General features: G+C 60.2%; 12 protein-coding genes and 4 tRNA genes. 5 read left to right on the top strand and 11 right to left on the bottom strand.

Going from position 1 to position 16,002, the window contains the following annotated elements; genetic code table 11:
* Positions 1-63 precede the first annotated feature (63 nt).
* The 4 genes from IE079_RS04515 to IE079_RS04500 all read right to left on the bottom strand — a co-directional run bounded on the left by IE079_RS04515 (position 64) and on the right by IE079_RS04500 (position 607).
* A tRNA-Leu gene (locus tag IE079_RS04515) sits at positions 64-148 on the bottom strand.
* A 106-nt stretch (positions 149-254) separates the two neighbouring features.
* Positions 255-330: transfer RNA gene (locus tag IE079_RS04510), tRNA-His, on the bottom strand.
* 89 nt (positions 331-419) lie between these two features.
* Positions 420-496: transfer RNA gene (locus IE079_RS04505), tRNA-Arg, on the bottom strand.
* A gap of 34 nt (positions 497-530) precedes the next feature.
* Positions 531-607 (bottom strand) — tRNA-Pro (locus tag IE079_RS04500).
* Positions 608-784: 177 nt separating this feature from the next.
* On the opposite strand from IE079_RS04500, the gene folD reads away from it, so the two are divergent.
* Entirely contained in the window at positions 785-1,642 is an 858-nt protein-coding gene (folD, locus tag IE079_RS04495) for a bifunctional methylenetetrahydrofolate dehydrogenase/methenyltetrahydrofolate cyclohydrolase FolD (RefSeq protein ID WP_189573476.1), read from the top strand.
* Positions 1,643-1,754: 112 nt separating this feature from the next.
* On the opposite strand, the gene IE079_RS04490 is transcribed toward folD, so the two are convergent.
* The 6 genes from IE079_RS04490 to IE079_RS04465 form a co-directional block, all read right to left on the bottom strand.
* Positions 1,755-3,935, bottom strand: coding sequence for a malate synthase G (locus IE079_RS04490; RefSeq protein ID WP_189573473.1), 2,181 nt, complete (start codon positions 3,933-3,935; stop codon positions 1,755-1,757).
* Between the two features lie 132 nt (positions 3,936-4,067).
* The gene (gene cysS / locus IE079_RS04485) at positions 4,068-5,450 is read right to left on the bottom strand and encodes a cysteine--tRNA ligase (protein WP_189573470.1); all 1,383 of its coding nucleotides are present in this window, start codon (positions 5,448-5,450) and stop codon (positions 4,068-4,070) included.
* Between the two features lie 188 nt (positions 5,451-5,638).
* Positions 5,639-7,315, bottom strand: a complete 1,677-nt coding sequence (locus IE079_RS04480) for a glutamine--tRNA ligase/YqeY domain fusion protein (RefSeq protein ID WP_189573467.1) — start codon at positions 7,313-7,315, stop codon at positions 5,639-5,641.
* Between the two features lie 126 nt (positions 7,316-7,441).
* Positions 7,442-8,350 (bottom strand): non-homologous end-joining DNA ligase, encoded by a 909-nt coding sequence (gene ligD / locus IE079_RS04475; protein ID WP_189573464.1) that lies wholly within the window; start codon positions 8,348-8,350, stop codon positions 7,442-7,444.
* Positions 8,351-8,382: 32 nt separating this feature from the next.
* Positions 8,383-9,390, bottom strand: coding sequence for a non-homologous end-joining DNA ligase (ligD, locus tag IE079_RS04470; RefSeq protein ID WP_189573461.1), 1,008 nt, complete (start codon positions 9,388-9,390; stop codon positions 8,383-8,385).
* On the bottom strand, positions 9,383-9,991 hold the full coding sequence (locus IE079_RS04465) for a DNA polymerase ligase N-terminal domain-containing protein (protein ID WP_189573458.1): 609 nt from the start codon (positions 9,989-9,991) through the stop codon (positions 9,383-9,385). The genes ligD (IE079_RS04470) and IE079_RS04465 overlap by 8 nt, the downstream gene beginning before the upstream one ends.
* Before the next feature lie 185 nt (positions 9,992-10,176).
* Between IE079_RS04465 and IE079_RS04460 the strand changes: the two genes are divergently transcribed.
* From IE079_RS04460 to IE079_RS04445, 4 genes are read left to right on the top strand one after another with little or no spacing between them, the layout of a single operon-like run.
* Positions 10,177-10,686 (top strand): peptidylprolyl isomerase, encoded by a 510-nt coding sequence (locus tag IE079_RS04460; protein ID WP_189573455.1) that lies wholly within the window; start codon positions 10,177-10,179, stop codon positions 10,684-10,686.
* On the top strand, positions 10,683-11,411 hold the full coding sequence (gene lpxH / locus IE079_RS04455; RefSeq protein ID WP_189573453.1) for a UDP-2,3-diacylglucosamine diphosphatase: 729 nt from the start codon (positions 10,683-10,685) through the stop codon (positions 11,409-11,411). The genes IE079_RS04460 and lpxH overlap by 4 nt, the downstream gene beginning before the upstream one ends.
* 32 nt (positions 11,412-11,443) lie before the next feature.
* Complete coding sequence (locus IE079_RS04450) at positions 11,444-13,303, top strand: LTA synthase family protein (RefSeq protein ID WP_189573449.1); 1,860 nt, start codon at positions 11,444-11,446, stop codon at positions 13,301-13,303.
* A complete protein-coding gene (locus IE079_RS04445) occupies positions 13,300-15,099 on the top strand; it encodes a glycerophosphodiester phosphodiesterase (protein WP_189573447.1) in 1,800 nt (599 codons plus the stop codon). Before IE079_RS04450 ends, IE079_RS04445 begins: the two co-directional genes overlap by 4 nt.
* A 50-nt stretch (positions 15,100-15,149) precedes the next feature.
* On the opposite strand, the gene IE079_RS04440 is transcribed toward IE079_RS04445, so the two are convergent.
* Complete coding sequence (locus IE079_RS04440; protein ID WP_189573445.1) at positions 15,150-15,980, bottom strand: hypothetical protein; 831 nt, start codon at positions 15,978-15,980, stop codon at positions 15,150-15,152.
* Positions 15,981-16,002: the final 22 nt, after the last annotated feature.

Here is a 16,002-nt window from a genome sequence, read left to right as displayed (position 1 = left end):
GTTTTGTGACCAGGTTTCTGGTAAAAAACGGAAAAAACGGTGTAACTGGCTGAAAACCGGAAGTGGTGCGAGAGGAGAGACTCGAACTCTCACGGGTTGCCCCACTGGAACCTAAATCCAGCGCGTCTACCAGTTCCGCCACTCTCGCAACGCAATACGTTCTCACCCTGCCACAGCCGCAGGATCTGTGCGAACAGTGCGACTCGAATCAGCCAGTCAAGACTGACAGGGGATGGATCAGAAAAAGCGGGAAATGGGGTGGACGAAGGGGATCGAACCCTCGACCGCAGGAGTCACAATCCTGAGCTCTACCAACTGAGCTACGTCCACCATAATCCTTTCAAACAACGTTCACCGGCCAGACCGGAACAACGCTAACCTTGCCTGCAACTGCCCTCTGAGCCTGCCTGAACGGCGATTGGCGCGCCCGGCAGGACTCGAACCTGCGACCACCGGCTTAGAAGGCCGGTGCTCTATCCAGCTGAGCTACGAGCGCATGACCGTTTGCCCACCTGAACATCCAGTATGGTTGGTCGGGGTAGAGAGATTCGAACTCCCGACATCCTGCTCCCAAAGCAGGCGCGCTACCAGACTGCGCTATACCCCGAAACCTGAACAACAGATGCCTCAGCAAAGTTGGCGCGAATCTTACCGGCGGATACGGGGTACGTCAACCTGAATTACAGCATTTTTTACCGGCCCCGTGGAAGCGAGAGCAATTGGCGGCGGATCGCTTACATGCGAGAATGCATAGCTCTCAAATTCCTATCGAAAAGACGATCCTATGACCGCAGAACTCATCAAGGGAAAGGAGGTCGCCGCGGGCATCCGCCAACAGGTGGCCACCGGCGTAGAGGCACGGCGCCAGAAGGGCTTGCGCGCACCTGGCCTGGCCGTGGTGCTGGTGGGCAGCGACGCCGCCTCGCAGGTCTACGTGGGCAACAAGCGCAAGGCCTGTGAAGCCGCCGGCATCCATTCCCTGTCCTATGACCTGCCCGCAGACACATCCCAGGAAGCGCTGGAAGCCCTGGTTGACGAACTCAACAACAACCCGGACGTGGACGGCATACTGGTACAGCTTCCCCTGCCCGACCATCTGGACGACGACCCGATCCTGCTGCGCATTCGCCCGGACAAGGACGTCGACGGCTTCCACCCCTACAATATCGGCCGCCTTGTCCAGCGACAACCCTCCCTGAGGCCCTGCACACCCGCTGGCATCATCACCCTGCTGGACCATATCGGAACGCCCTACAAGGGCCAGCACGCGGTTATCGTGGGCGCCTCCAACATCGTGGGTCGCCCCATGTCCATGGAGCTGCTGCTGAAGGGTGCCACCACCACCGTGACCCATCGTTTTACCAGAGACCTGGAAAAATTTGTCGGTGAAGCCGACATCCTGATCGCGGCTGCCGGCAAGCCGGGGCTGATCAAGGGCGAATGGATCAAACCGGGCGCCACCGTTATCGATGTGGGCATCAACCGGATGGAAGACGGCAAACTGCGGGGCGATGTCGAGTTTGACGCGGCCTCGGAGCGCGCTGGCTATATTACGCCGGTACCCGGGGGCGTGGGCCCTATGACGATTGCTACACTGCTTCAGAACACCCTGTATGCAGCTAATGTGCTGCACGAAGACTGAGAAAGACTTTTTTGCCACGGAATCCAGACCTTTCAGCCAACGCTGACTAAACCCGGTCCATAAAAAAACCCGCGCGGCGAAACCGGCGGGTTTTTCTGATCAGTTCAGACGATTACTGCCCGAACTTCTCCTTGGCCTTCAGGCGATAGGCGTGCAGGAGCGGCTCGGTGTAGCCGTTCGGCTGCTCGCGACCCTTGAGGATCAGGTCCTTCGCCGCCTGGAACGCAACGCTGTCATCAAAGTTGGGTGCCATGTTGCGGTAGGTGGGATCAGCCTCGTTCTGGCGATCCACCACGGCAGCCATACGCTCCAGCGTCTTGATGATCTGGTCTTCGCTGCAGATGCCATGATACAACCAGTTGCACAGCAGCTGGGAGGCGATCCGCAGGGTGGCGCGGTCTTCCATCAGGCCCACATCATTGATGTCGGGGACCTTGGAGCAGCCCACACCATGGTCGATCCAGCGAACCACATAGCCGAGGATGCCCTGGGCGTTGTTGTCCAGCTCTTCCTGGATCTCGCCATCGGACAGCGACTTGGGATCGTCCATCACCGGCACAGTCAGGATGTCTTCCAGAGCGGCACGCTGACGGCTTTCAAGTTCTTTCTGAACGTCCGCTACACTCACCTGGTGATAGTGGATGGCGTGCAGGGTGGCCGCCGTCGGAGACGGAACCCATGCGGTATTGGCGCCAGCTTTCGGGTGGCCGATCTTGGCTTCCAGCATACCGGCCATCAGGTCCGGCATGGCCCACATGCCCTTGCCGATCTGGGCGACGCCACGGAAACCGGTTTCCAGACCGATATCCACGTTCCACTGCTCATAGGCCTGGATCCAGGTAGCCTGCTTCATCGCGCCCTTGCGGATGAACGGCCCCATCTCCATGGAGGTGTGGATCTCGTCCCCGGTACGGTCCAGGAAGCCGGTATTGATGAACACGGCGCGTTCCTTGGCAGCATGGATACAGGACTTCAGGTTCACCGTGGTGCGGCGCTCCTCGTCCATGATGCCAACCTTCAGGGTAAAGCTCGGCAGCCCCAGAGCATCTTCCACCTTGCCGAAGAACTCATTGGTAAAGGCCACTTCCTCCGGACCGTGCATCTTGGGCTTGACGATGTACACGGAACCGGTGGTGCTGTTCTGATACTGGCTGTCGCCCTTGAGATCATGAATGGCGATCAGCGATGTGAGCAGCCCGTCCATCAAACCCTCGGGCACTTCACTACCATCCTTGAGCAGGACGGCCGGGTTGGTCATCAGGTGACCCACGTTACGCACAAACATCAGGCTGCGGCCCTTCAGGCTCAGCTCACTGCCATCAGCAGCGGTGTAGGTGCGGTCAGGATGCATGCGGCGGGTCATCATCTCGCCGCCCTTCTGGAAGCTCTCTTCCAGGTTACCCTTCATCAGGCCCAGCCAGTTGCGGTAGGCCAGGGTCTTGTCGTCCGCGTCAACGGCGGCGACAGAATCCTCACAGTCCATGATGGTGGTCAGGGCAGACTCCATCAGCACGTCTTTCACGTGGGCGCCGTCGTCCTTGCCGATGGGATGGCTGGCATCAATCTGGATCTCGAAGTGCATGCCATTCTTCACCAGCAGAATGCCCGTGGGCTCGTTCTCGGCACCGGTGTAGCCGGAAAACGCCGCCTCATCCTGCAGGCCGGTGGTTTCGCCGTTCTGCAGTTTGACTACCAGCTTGCCACCCTTAACCAGATACCTGGCGGCATCCTTGTGGCTGCCGGAAGCCAGCGGAGCGGACTCGTCCAGCAGGTTGCGGGCAAATTCGATAACCTTCGCGCCACGGACCGGATTGTAACCAGGCCCCTTCTGGGCACCGCCTTCCTCGGAAATGACATCGGTTCCGTACAGGGCGTCGTAAAGGCTGCCCCAGCGGGCGTTGGCAGCATTCAGAGCGAAGCGGCCGTTCATCACCGGCACCACAAGCTGCGGGCCCGCCATGGTGGCGATTTCCGGGTCAACGTTGGAGGTGGAAATCTTGAACTCGCCGGGCTCATCCACCAGGTAACCGATCTCCTTCAGGAAGGACTTGTACTCGTCCATGTTGAAGGGCTGCCCCTTTTGGTTACGGTACCAGCCATCCATCTTTTCCTGAATGTCGTCACGCCTGGCAAGCAGCTCCTTGTTACGGGGTGCCAGCTCATGGACGATCCGGTCAAAATCGGCCCAGAATTTGTCTGCGTCGACGCCGGTTCCCGGGATCGCTTCGTTGTTCACGAAATCGAACAGGTTCTTTGCGACCTGCAGGCCGCCGACTTGCACGCGTTCTGTCATCGTTGTCTGCCTCAGTGTTGTCTGTATTCCCTAAGAGGCAAGGCGGATGACGTCATCCACCGGGTGCCTCTTGCTCATACCTCGGGGCGCGATAGTTTACGCCATAACGGGGGCTATTTCACACCTTGCCACTCAGCCCCGGCGCCAGCTGGTCCCTTCACGGCTATCGTCGAGAATGACGCCCTTTTCCTGCAGTTCGTCGCGGATACGGTCCGCTTCGGCAAAATTCTTCTCTTTCCGGGCATTGGCGCGAGCCTCGATCATGGCTTCGATCTGCTCTGCGGACAGGTCATCGGGCACACCGGCCTTGAAGAACGCCTCCGGGTCCTGCTGCAACAGGCCCAGCACGCCGCCCAGGCGGACCAGCACGGCCGCCAGTTCACGGATACGGTCTTCATCGCCATCCCGCCGTGCCTGGTTCAGCGCTCCGGACACACCGTGCAGCACGCTAATGGCGCCGGCGGTATTGAAGTCGTCGTCCATCACCTCGTGGAACTGGTGGTCAAAGTCGGTCTCCGGCACGTCCTTGCCGGGAATCACGCCACGCAGGGCGTGGTACAGCCGCTCCAGCGTCTGGCCGGCTTCGATCAGATTGTCCTCGGAGTAATCCACCTGGCTACGGTAATGACTGGATACCAGGAAGTAACGCACCACTTCCGGTGGATAGCTGTCCAGAATCTCGCGGATGGTGAAGAAGTTGCCCAGGGACTTGGACATCTTCTCCTTGTTCACCCGGATGGCACCGGCATGCATCCAGGTGTTCACGAAGTGATGGCCGGTAGCGCACTCGGACTGGGCAATCTCGTTCTCGTGGTGGGGGAACAACAGATCCGGCCCGCCGCCGTGGATATCAAAGGTATCACCCAGGCATTTGGTGGACATGGCGGAGCATTCGATATGCCAGCCCGGCCGGCCGTCACCCCAGGGTGATTGCCAGCTCACTTCTCCCGGCTTGGCCGCCTTCCACAGTGCAAAGTCCGCCGGACTTTTCTTGGCCTGGTCCACATCCACCCGCGCACCGGCCAGCAGGTCTTCCAGCTTCTTCTTGCTGAGCTTGCCGTAGCCGTCAAAGCTGTCCACGGAGAAATAGACATCGCCATTGTCCGCAGCGTACGCATGCCCCTTCTGGATGAGCTGATGGATCATGGCGATGATCTCATCAATGAAGTCCGTGGCCTTCGGCTCCTCGTTGGGGGCCAGCACGCCCAGACGGTGCTCATCCTCATGCATTGCGCTGATCATGCGCTCGGTGAGATCGGTAAACGTTTCGCCATTCTCGTCGGCCCGGCGCAAAATCTTGTCGTCAATATCGGTGATATTGCGAACGTAGTGCACATCGTAGCCCCGGTGGCGCAGGTAACGGGTAATCACATCGAAGGCCACCAGCACCCGGGCATGCCCCAGGTGACAGTAGTCGTACACCGTCATACCACAGACGTACATGCGCACCTTGCCCGGCTGGATGGGCCGGAAATCTTCCTTTTGCTGGCTGAGGGTGTTGTAGATTCTAATCACGCGGTAAGCACCCGAATCATGCAATTAACGAATTGGGAACACGCCCCATGGCTGGTCGGGCGTGAGCCGGTAAGACATTCCGGGACCTTCAAAAACAGGGACGTTTTTGAAGAGCCTACAGGGATGTATTCACGGCGTGTCCCGGAATGTCTTACCGGCTCGCGCCCTCCCCCCCAAAGTTGGCGAATTCAGCCTTTGCCCTTACCCCAGGAATCCCGAAGAGTCACGGTCCGGTTAAACACCAGACGCCCGGCCTCGGAGGCCTCTTCGTCAAAGAAGAAATACCCCTCCCGCTCGAACTGGTAAGGCACATCGCCTCGGGGCTGCCCGAGGCTCTTTTCTGCCCTAACCTTTTCCAGCCGCACCAGTGAATCCGGATTCAGATGGTCGGTAAAATCCGTATCCTTGTCACTGTCCGGGTTCTCATGATTGAACAGGCGATCGTACACATTGATATCCGCTTCCACACTGTCGGTGGCGGACACCCAATGGACCACGCCATTGGGCTTGTAGCCTTCCGGATTCACGCCCAGGGTATTCGGATCATACTCACACCTGAGTTCGACAATCTCGCCACTGTCGTCGCGGATAATCTCACGACAGGTCATTACATACCCGCCACGCAGCCGCACCGCCTGATCCGGGGCCAGCCGCTTCCATTTGCGAGGGGGCTCCTCCACGAAGTCCTCACGGTCGATGTACAGCTCGCGGGTCCAGGGTACCAGGCGGGTACCCATATCCGGGTTCTGGGGATGCACCGGTAATTCCAGCGTCTCCGTTCTGTCTTCCGGATAATTGATCAGGGTAACCTTCAAAGGCCGCATGACACACATGGCCCGGGGGGCGTGGGTGTTCAGGTCTTCGCGGATGGCATGTTCCAGCATGCCCACATCCACGGTACCGCCGGCCTTGTTCACACCAATCATGTCGCAGAAATTGCGGATTGAGGCGGGTGTAAAACCACGGCGGCGCATGCCCGAAATGGTAGGCATACGGGGATCATCCCAGCCGTCCACATGGCCTTCGTCAACCAGACGTCTGAGCTTGCGTTTGCTGGTCACCGTGTAGTTCAGGTTCAGCCGGGCGAACTCGATCTGCCGGGGCTGACATGGGGCCGAAATGCTCGCCACCACCCAGTCGTACAACGGCCGATGGTCCTCGAACTCCAGAGTGCACAGGGAATGAGTGATCCCCTCCATGGCATCGGAAATCGGGTGAGTGAAGTCGTACATCGGGTAGATGCACCACTTGTCGCCGGTCTGGTGGTGGTCGGCGTATCGAACCCGGTACAGGATCGGATCCCGCAGATTGATATTGGGGGACGCCATGTCGATCTTCGCCCGCAATACCACCTCGCCATTGCCGAACTTGCCGTCGCGCATGTCCCGGAACATCTGCAGGTTCTCTTCCACAGAACGATCACGGTAAGGGCTGTTCCTGCCCGGTTCTTTCAATGTGCCGCGGTACTCGGTCATCTCCTCGGCGGTCAGGGCGCAGACGTAGGCCTTGCCTTTCTCGATCAGCTCAACCGCAAAATCGTAAATGGCATCAAAATAGTCGGACGCAAACCGCACATCCCCGGCCCATTCGTAGCCCAGCCAGCTGACATCCCGCTTGATGGCGTCGATGTATTCCTGCTCTTCCTTTTCCGGATTGGTGTCGTCGAAGCGCAGGTTGCACTCGCCGGCAAAGGTCTCCGCGATGCCGAAATTCAGGCAGATGGACTTGGCATGGCCGATGTGCAGGTAGCCGTTGGGCTCTGGCGGAAACCGGGTCACGACCTTGCCAGTATGCTCACCCTTTTCGATGGCGTCTTCGATCAGGCTCTGTATAAAGTTATGGGCTTTTTTCGACTCGGCGCTCATAAGGTCTCGAAATGAAATAAGTGGATCTGAAACCGCCCATTATACGCATAAAACACCCGTTAACTCATGCCCGCGCCGTAAAGTCGCTGACTTTTCATGGAAACAACTGAGCGCCGGCCCGGGCCCTCAAAGGCGCTCAAGTACCTTGCCGACTGTCGACAGTGCCACCCCGTGCTGTTTTATGCGATGCCAGGGATCGCCCTGCTTCTCCAGGCGCCCAGGCAGGTCATTGATGGTGAAACCGTCCGGTCGCAGATCCGGGTCCTCCAGCTCCTTCGGATGCAGGGGCGTGGCCACTGGCGCACCCGGCCTTGCCCTCACCGAGTAGGGCGCCACCGCCGTCTGGCCATAGGCATTACGCAGCACATCCAGGTAGATCCGCTTGCCCCGCTTGCGCTTGCGATGCTCGGTGGTAAGGTCGTCCGGATACCGGTCGGCCAGCACACCGGCCATACGCTGGGCCACGGACCGGACCTCGTCGAAGTCATCGTCACGACGTAATGGCATCACCACGTGCAGGCCCCGGGAACCGGTGGTCATGATATGGGGCGAGGCCCCCAGCTCCTCCATAAACTCGACAACCCGGTGGGCGGCATCGACAACCGGGGCGAAGGCATCCGTTGAAGGGTCCAGGTCAAACACCAACAGATCCGGCGAATCCAGCTTGTCCCGGCGGGACAGCCAGCGATGCAGTGAAATGGCGGCCTGGTCGGCCAGGTACACAAGGGTGGCCAGTTTGTTGCAGACCGGATGCTCCACACTTCCGGAGGATTCATCCGCACGTTGCACCCGCTCGGTTTCGAGCCAGTCCGGGAAGTGATCCGAGACCCGCTGCTGCACAAACCCGCTACCCTCTAACCCGTCCGGAAACCGGTGCAGGACCAGTGGCCGATCCTTGAGGTGTGGCAGCATGGTCTCCGCTACCGCTTCGTAATAGTCGATCAGGTCTCCCTTGGTGATGCCGGAATCCGGAAACAGCACCTTATCCTCATTGGAGACGTTAACTGTGTGGGGTCCAAACTGCCTTTCAGCCATCTCTGAGTTCCTTCGCCAGATCGATTCGTCTGTCAGGCCGGACGTTCACGCCGCACGTCACCAGCCGACTTGTCGTCCCGTAGCCCCAGGAAGCGGGGGTGTCGCAGTCGCCCGTCCCTGGTCCACTCGGTGAAGGCCACCTCACAGACGAGTTGTGGTTTGACCCAATGGGTGCCCTTTCCCTTCTCCGGCGTGGCCGTGTCGAACGGGCTTTGCGAGCGCGCCAGCTTACTGAGCCTGGCGTGGAGATCCTCCAGCATGTCCTCATCAAACCCGGTGCCCACCCGGCCGGCGTAGCAGAACTCCCCGTTGTCGTAATACCCGAGCAGGAGTGCACCGAACCCGGTCCGTTCGCCCTGCGGATCGGTGTAGCCACCAATGACCAGTTCCTGCTGATTAACACACTTGAACTTGAGCCAGTCCTTCGATCGGGACTCGCGATAGACGCTGTCAGCCCGCTTGGCAATCACCCCTTCCCACCCCTTGCGGCAGGCTTCCTCGTAGAACTGAACGCCATCACTGTTCCGGTGAGAGGTGTATCGCAGCGGATCATCAAACTGTAACGCCTGCTTGAGCAACTGCTTGCGGGTTCGCAGGGGCAACTCCCGAACATCGTAGCCATCCAGGTAGAGCACGTCGAACAGGTACAGGAAGACGGGGATATCGCTGACCCGCGCCTCATCCGGATCATTGATCCCAAGGCGTCCCTGCAGTTTCGGGAAACTGCTCCGGTTACCGTCGAAGGCAACCACTTCCCCATCAACCACCATATCCCTGTCAGCCTGAGCGGCCAGTGCCTCCGCAAGCTCCGGGTAGGTGTCTGTCAGTTCTTTCCGGTTTCGGGAGTACAGATGTGTCTTGTTCCCGCGCCGGAACGCCAGCAGCCGCTCGCCGTCCAGTTTGGGCTCAAAGATCCAGTCCGGCGACGAGAAGTGGTCATCCGTGAGGGTCGCCTTCATGGCATCCATCCACTCCGGAAACCCCGTATCACACAGCTTCGCCCGCTCGTCTTCGTTCAGCCCGGCACGCCAGTCAGTCATCCCCCTGGTTCTCCTCCCGGGCAATCTGGGCGATGGTCCTGCCGCTTTTCACAGAATCAGGCTCGGTCGACACCGGGTTACGACGGGCGCCTGCGCCCTCGTCGTCCATCTTGATCAAAAGCCACTGTGGCTTGCGGCCATCGCGAATCCGCTTGAGGGCATAGCCGCCGTTGAGCTTTTCACCTTCCAGCCAGACTTCAATCAGGCCATCGGCGAGACTTGCCGACATACTCATGGGTTTGTCGTCCTTCCCGGAACGAAGGTTACGGTAGGATCCACGCTCCCAGACCATAACGGTACCCGCACCGTATTCCCCCTCCGGGATACAGCCTTCGAAATCCGCATAATCCAGCGGATGGTCCTCGGTCTGGATCGCCAGTCGCTTGTCCGAGGGGTCCGTGGACGGCCCTTTGGGCACTGCCCAGGATACCAGTACGCCATCGATTTCCAGGCGCAGGTCATAATGCAGGCTGGACGCATCGTGTTTCTGGATCACAAAACGCTGGTCTTTCGGGGCCTTGCCAGAGTCCGGCTCCGAGGTCCGGTTGAAGTCACGTTTACTGCGGTAACGGGCAAGCCTGTCGCCATTGGATGACGCCATAGTGTTCTCCGTCGATTCTAATGTCCCCAGTATAGTTAACCTGGTGTGCATTCAAGCAATCGCCCATAACATCGTATTCATGCAGACGGACGCCTCAAAGCTCGGCGCCCGCCATGCACGCACAGCCACTCTCCAGTACAATAGGCGACAGACTGACGAAACCACGACTAATACAGGACAACCGAATGATTCTTCTGCAGACCTCACATGGGGATATCAAGCTGGAACTGGACCATGACAAGGCTCCGGTAACCGCAAAGAACTTCGAACAGTACGTTCGCGATGGCTTCTACGATGGCCTGATTTTCCACCGCGTGATCCCCAACTTCATGGTTCAGGGTGGCGGCTTCACTCCGGACATGCAGCCCCGCAAAACCCGTGACCCGATCCCGAACGAGGCCGACAACGGCCTGAGCAACATGCAGGGCACAGTCGCCATGGCCCGTACCATGGACCCGCATTCCGCCACAGCCCAGTTCTTTATCAATGCCGAGAACAACGGTTTTCTGGATCATACCGCCAGGAATGCTGACGGCTGGGGCTACTGCGTGTTCGGCAAGGTGGTCGATGGCATGGACACGGTCAACCGGATTCGTGCCGTGCGCACCGAAAGCCGGGGCATGCACGACGACGTCCCCAGTGAGAACGTGATCATCGAGAAAGCGGAGGTTATCGAAGACAGGAGCGACGTGTGACCACGCGCTTCATCTCGGACCTTCACCTGGAAGAAGCCCGCCCTGACATCACCGATGCCTTCCTCGCCTTCCTGAAAGACAAGGCCATGGGCATTGATGCCCTGTACATCCTGGGGGATTTTTTCGAAGCGTGGATCGGGGACGATGAGAAAACGCCCCTGCAGAACCAGGTGGCGGAGGCGCTACGCGCTGTCAGCGACAGCGGTACCGCTGTCTATCTGATGCATGGCAACCGGGATTTCCTGATCGGGGAAGACTACTGCGATCGCTGCGGCGCCACCCTGCTGCCGGACCCGATCGTGGTAGACCTTTACGGCACCCCCACCCTGCTGATGCATGGCGACAGTTTATGCACAGCCGATGTGGAGTATCAGAAGTTCCGCGCCACCATGCGCAACCAGCAGTGGCAACAGATGTTCCTGCAACGCCCCCTGGCGGACCGCCAGACCGTGGCCCGCCAGCTGCGGGAAATCAGCATGGCGAAAAACCAGGGCAAGGAAGAGTTCATTATGGACGTGACGCCGGAGGAAGTGGTCCGTGAGATGGAAGAGCACAAGGTGCAACGCCTGATCCACGGCCATACCCATCGCCCGGCAGTCCATGAGCTGGAAGCCAACGGTCAGCCGGCACGGCGGATCGTGCTGGGAGACTGGGCCGAGAATGCCTGGTGGCTGGAGGTATCGGCTGATGAAGAACCGGTACTGAAGAAACAGCCGCTGGAATAAACTGATTCCGCCTCTGCTACAGGGAGTCTGATATGTCACTCTACCGGGCAGCCCAGTATCGGCGGCTTGGCCAGACTCTGGTATTGGCGTTTGCCTGGCTGTTGCTGGTTCGTGCAGCGCTTGTTCTGCACAGCGGTGTGCTACCCGAGATCGGGCGTATGCTGCTGAGTGATCTTGCGGGGGCCGCCATTCTGACCGGCCTGCTGGCGCTTGCCCGTACTCTCCTGCTCAGATGGGTGCTGCTGATTGGTCTCAGCGGCCTGCTGATGACCGCCGCCATGCACCTGGCGGCCCATGGCACCTATCCACGGCTGTCCATGGTGGCCAAGAGTGCCGACCCGGTGTTCCTGGCGTCCTCCGTGCTTAGCCCACATCTGCTGCTCCTGCCGGTCTACATCGGCCTTGCCTGGCTGCTGCTCAGTGCCTACCGCTGGCTGCTCCCGATCCCCCCACGCCAGAATTCATCCGCCGCACTGCTGGTGGTAGCTACCACCCTGATCTATCTGACCGCGTCTCACAGCCTGACGACCTCCCGAAATAATGTGGTGGCCAGTATGCTGGCCCAGGTTCCGGGCGCAATCCTGGCGCCTGCCGGGTCGCAGATCGGCAAGGAAGTGGCCAGGAATGCCACTTCCGACGCCGATGATGACTATTTCCAGGCCGACCTGGCCAACCCCGATGTGGACGACCCTCCCAATGTCCTGCTGATCATGGTGGAAGGCCTGTCGGCCGGGTACTTCCCTTCCATCAGTGACTATCACGGGCTAACCCCCGCCATTTCCCTGCCGAAGCTGGAAGCGGCCCTCGACGACAAGGGCTTCCGGTTATATCGCAACGTACTCAGCATGGAGCGGCAAACGGATCGGGGCACCTTCGCCATCCTGTGCGGCCAGTATCCGGACTTCCAGCGCCTGTCCATAAAGCTGGAAGATGTCGCCAACGGCGAAGCCTTCCCCCTCTGTATGCCCGAGCTGCTGCGGGCCCAGGGTTATACCACCGCCTACTGGCAGGCAGCACCACTGCAATACATGAGCAAGGACCGGTTCATGCCGCGGGCCGGGTTTACCCGGGTGACCGGTGCCGATGCGTTTGATAAGGGGGGCGAAAAAGCGGAAGGCTGGGGGCCGCCGGATCCGGTCTACTTTGCTGATGTGGCACAGCGACTGCGGGAGCTTGACCGGAACGAATCCCGATGGCTGGTCACCCTGCTGAACGTGGGAACACACCATCCGTTCAATACCGGCGGCAAAATTGCGGCCGATACAACAGAAGGCAGCAACGAGGCCTCACCACTGCCAACCGACCCCCAGAAAGCCCGCCGCAACGCCATGTCGGTGATGGCAGATGAACTGATCGGTTTCCTGGATGCCATGGAACAGGACGGAGTGCTGGATAACACCCTGGTGATAGTCACCTCCGACGAGTCCGGTGGTTTCGTGCGTCAGGGCCAGGATTTTTTCCCCCTCAACGGCAATACCGGAGTGCTGGCAGTACGGCCAGCCCGGCCGGAGCATCTGCAGAATTACGCAGACCGCGACCGTATCGTGGCACAACTGGATATTCCGCTGACGATTCTTGACGCCACCGCTACCGCCGAACCGGGCGTGCCCATGACCGGACGCAGCCTGCTGAGTGACGGCGATGGCGCAGAAAGGGAACTGATGCTGGCCGATACCTATACCGGCATGAAGTTTTTCCTGCGGGAGTCCGGGAGCCTGCTCGCTTGCACCGAAAGCCTGGTTCGCTGCCAGACCTGGCGGTTTACCCCGACACGTCTGTTTGGCTCACTGGCGGCTTCCGATCAGGAGCCATTCCTGACCCTGGAACAACGCCTGCGCCTGTTCGATGAATCCGCCAGACTTCCCCGGGGACCCTCCCTCGACGTGCAATGATGAGACTGATTACCGACACCCTCGGCATCCTGCGCCGGCACCGGCGCAGCCTGATGCTGTATCACCTGTTCTTTACCGGGCTCACGCTGGCCCTGGTAGGGCCGGCATTCAGCACACTGGTCTCGGCTCTGGACCCGGTAACCGGTAAGGGCGCCATCAGCACTGGTGGCATCGCCGCTTTCCTGCTGTCCGGTGGCGGCCTGGTGTGGATGGTGGTCACCCTGACCGCTGTACTGGCCACCTTTACTCTGGAACAGGCCGGTATGACGGTGATTGCCTCCTCGGTGGATCGTGCCGGTGAATACCGCCTGACCCTGGCAGCCCTCTGGCTGGTGGTCCGGCGATCCGGCCGACTGCTGATGCTGGCCCTGCTGCAGGTACTGGGGCACCTGATCATCGCCATGCCATTCCTGCTGGCAGTTGCCCTGGCCTGGTGGGGCCTGCTGTCACAATATGAAGTCTATTTCGTCCGGATTACCCGCCCCCCTGAGCTGTGGTGGTTCGTTGGTGTCGCTGCAGCCGCCCTGGCGGGCATGGTCATCTGCAATGGCTGGTTGTTCCTGCGCTGGAGCCTGGCGGAGCCCATTGCCACTCTGGAACAGGGAACGGCCACGGGCGCCCTGGCGGAGAGCAGCCGACGCATCCATGACAGTAAACGCCGGCTTATCATTCCGATCGCCCTGTTCGGGGGGCTGCTGTTTCTGCTGCCGCTGCTGGTCACCTACGCATTCCAGCTTATGGGGAGCCCCTACCTGGCACTCTTTTCCGATAGTCCAAAAGTGCTGCTTCCCGCCATTACCGCCTACATTGCCCTGTATCTGCTGACCATGATCGTGGCGGTTTTCGTGCTGTCGGCGGGGTACAGCCTGCTGATCTATCGGGTCTATCTGACCACCAGCGGGCATTCACGCCAACATCATGCGCCACCCCCACCCGCCAACGCCGGCGCAAGGGCCTGGCTGGTGGAAACGGTGCTGGTGACCGTCGTCATCGTGCAGGCGGTGATGATCGTGGGGGCCTTCGGCGTGCAGGACGAGGTTTCCATTACGGCTCACCGGGGCAACGCGTTCGTCGCCCCGGAAAACACTGCCAGCGCCCTGGAACGGGCGATTACCGACGGTGCCGACTTTCTCGAAGCAGACGTTCGCATGACGGCGGACGGCAAGCTGATACTGTGGCACGATGCCGATCTGCAACGGGTCTATGGCCGCCCGGAGCGCATTTCGCAGCTTGAATGGGACGACCTCCGCACCCTGGACGCGGGAGCCTGGTTCTCGCCTGACTTCGCCGGCGAACGGATCCTGACGCTCAAGGAACTGATTGAACTGGCAAGGGGCCGGGCCAACCTGTTCCTTGACCTCAAACCGGACCACAACAGCCGCGACCTGGCCCGTCAGGTTGTCACCGAACTTCGCCGTGAAGATGCTCTCGAAGGAACCATCATCGCCGCGGCCGAACGCCACGTACTGAACGACGCCAGGGCCATGGAGCCCGGCCTGCGAACCGCTCTGCTCGCCGAATTCGTGATCGGCCCCCTGGGAGACGAGCAATTTGATATCCTCGGCCTGCGTCATAACCGGGTCACCCCGGGGGCTGTCGCCCGGGCCCGCCAGGTGGGGTATGAGTTGTATGTCTGGACGGTCAACCACCCGGACGCCATGTCGAAATTCATCGATATGGGGGTAGACAGCATCATCACGGACAGGCCCGATGTGCTGGCTCAGATACTGGCGGAACGTGACCAGCTGTCAGATGCCGAGCGGCTGGCGGTCAAGCTTCGCAACTGGCTGAAGTAACAGCTGGCCGGGCTCGGTGATTCAGCGGACTGTCGGGTGCTCCGTTCAGTTCACGGCGCACTGGATGGCTCCCGGTAGGTGTTCACACGTTTCAGCCATCCCGGCAGCCACTGGTCTTTTTCAATGTCACGGCCGGACCCTTCCGCCCGTCGGGCCAGCACGTAAGCCGCCGCCTCCCTGAACTGCTGCAGCACGGTATCACGCGGCGAGGCTTCCCCGGGCATGGCCTCCAGCACCTGCAACAGCCCCCAGCCGAGACCCTGATATCGCTCGGATTCGGCGAGCCCTTCGCCCTTGAAATTGACGTAGTCGATCAGGGCGTAGATTCCGCCAGGCGTGGCTGTCAGTCCGTTGATCTTTTCCTGCGTGCGATCGGGGTTGGCGGAAGCCGCTGCCACGTCGTTCAGGGCCTCCCTGGCCCTCAATAACAGAAAGGCAGCCTGCGTGGCCTGCTGATCCGCCAGCAACTGACGCAACTGCCGGATTCGTGGGTCGCTCTGCTCCGCCTGCAGGAAAGCATCGCGATCTGGCCAGGGCGCGCCTGCCGGCGCCTGCCGGGCAAGCCAGTCAGGCAGGTCCACCCCCTGTGTTCCCATGTAGGTCACCAGCGATGGAAAACTCTCCACAAAGCGACCATCGACACCCTCCGGGTACCAGATGAAATGACCGATACCAAGGGACGGGAAATGCTCACCCCGGTTCCAGTGCACCAGGCAGGACTGACGGGAACTGCATTCATTACGAAACACCTGTCCCCCGACCCATTCCAGCTGCCGGTCAGTTATCGTCAACGCCGGCGCAGATTCAGGCGGCCCGGCGGTGACGCCCTGGGCCAGAGCGCTGAGTGCAAGACACAGCACAATCACCAGTTTCTTCCGCAAGCATTATCTCCTCAAGAGTCCT

It is taken from the genome of Marinobacter zhanjiangensis (assembly GCF_014651935.1).
Taxonomy (GTDB): Bacteria; Pseudomonadota; Gammaproteobacteria; order Pseudomonadales; family Oleiphilaceae; genus Marinobacter; species Marinobacter zhanjiangensis.
The sequence above is the reverse complement of the archived record's forward strand: the minus strand, read 5'-3'. Positions and strand labels throughout refer to the sequence as shown.

Excerpts from the sequence above, each read along its gene's own strand:
- folD (WP_189573476.1), top strand. The coding sequence starts at position 785 with ATGACCGCAGAACTCATCAAGGGAAAGGAGGTCGCCGCGGGCATCCGC.
- ligD (WP_189573461.1), bottom strand. The coding sequence starts at position 9,390 with ATGACTGACTGGCGTGCCGGGCTGAACGAAGACGAGCGGGCGAAGCTG.
- IE079_RS04450 (WP_189573449.1), top strand. The coding sequence starts at position 11,444 with ATGTCACTCTACCGGGCAGCCCAGTATCGGCGGCTTGGCCAGACTCTG.
- IE079_RS04460 (WP_189573455.1), top strand. The coding sequence starts at position 10,177 with ATGATTCTTCTGCAGACCTCACATGGGGATATCAAGCTGGAACTGGAC.
- ligD (WP_189573464.1), bottom strand. The coding sequence starts at position 8,350 with ATGGCTGAAAGGCAGTTTGGACCCCACACAGTTAACGTCTCCAATGAG.
- IE079_RS04480 (WP_189573467.1), bottom strand. The coding sequence starts at position 7,315 with ATGAGCGCCGAGTCGAAAAAAGCCCATAACTTTATACAGAGCCTGATC.
- IE079_RS04490 (WP_189573473.1), bottom strand. The coding sequence starts at position 3,935 with ATGACAGAACGCGTGCAAGTCGGCGGCCTGCAGGTCGCAAAGAACCTG.
- IE079_RS04445 (WP_189573447.1), top strand. The coding sequence starts at position 13,300 with ATGATGAGACTGATTACCGACACCCTCGGCATCCTGCGCCGGCACCGG.
- IE079_RS04465 (WP_189573458.1), bottom strand. The coding sequence starts at position 9,991 with ATGGCGTCATCCAATGGCGACAGGCTTGCCCGTTACCGCAGTAAACGT.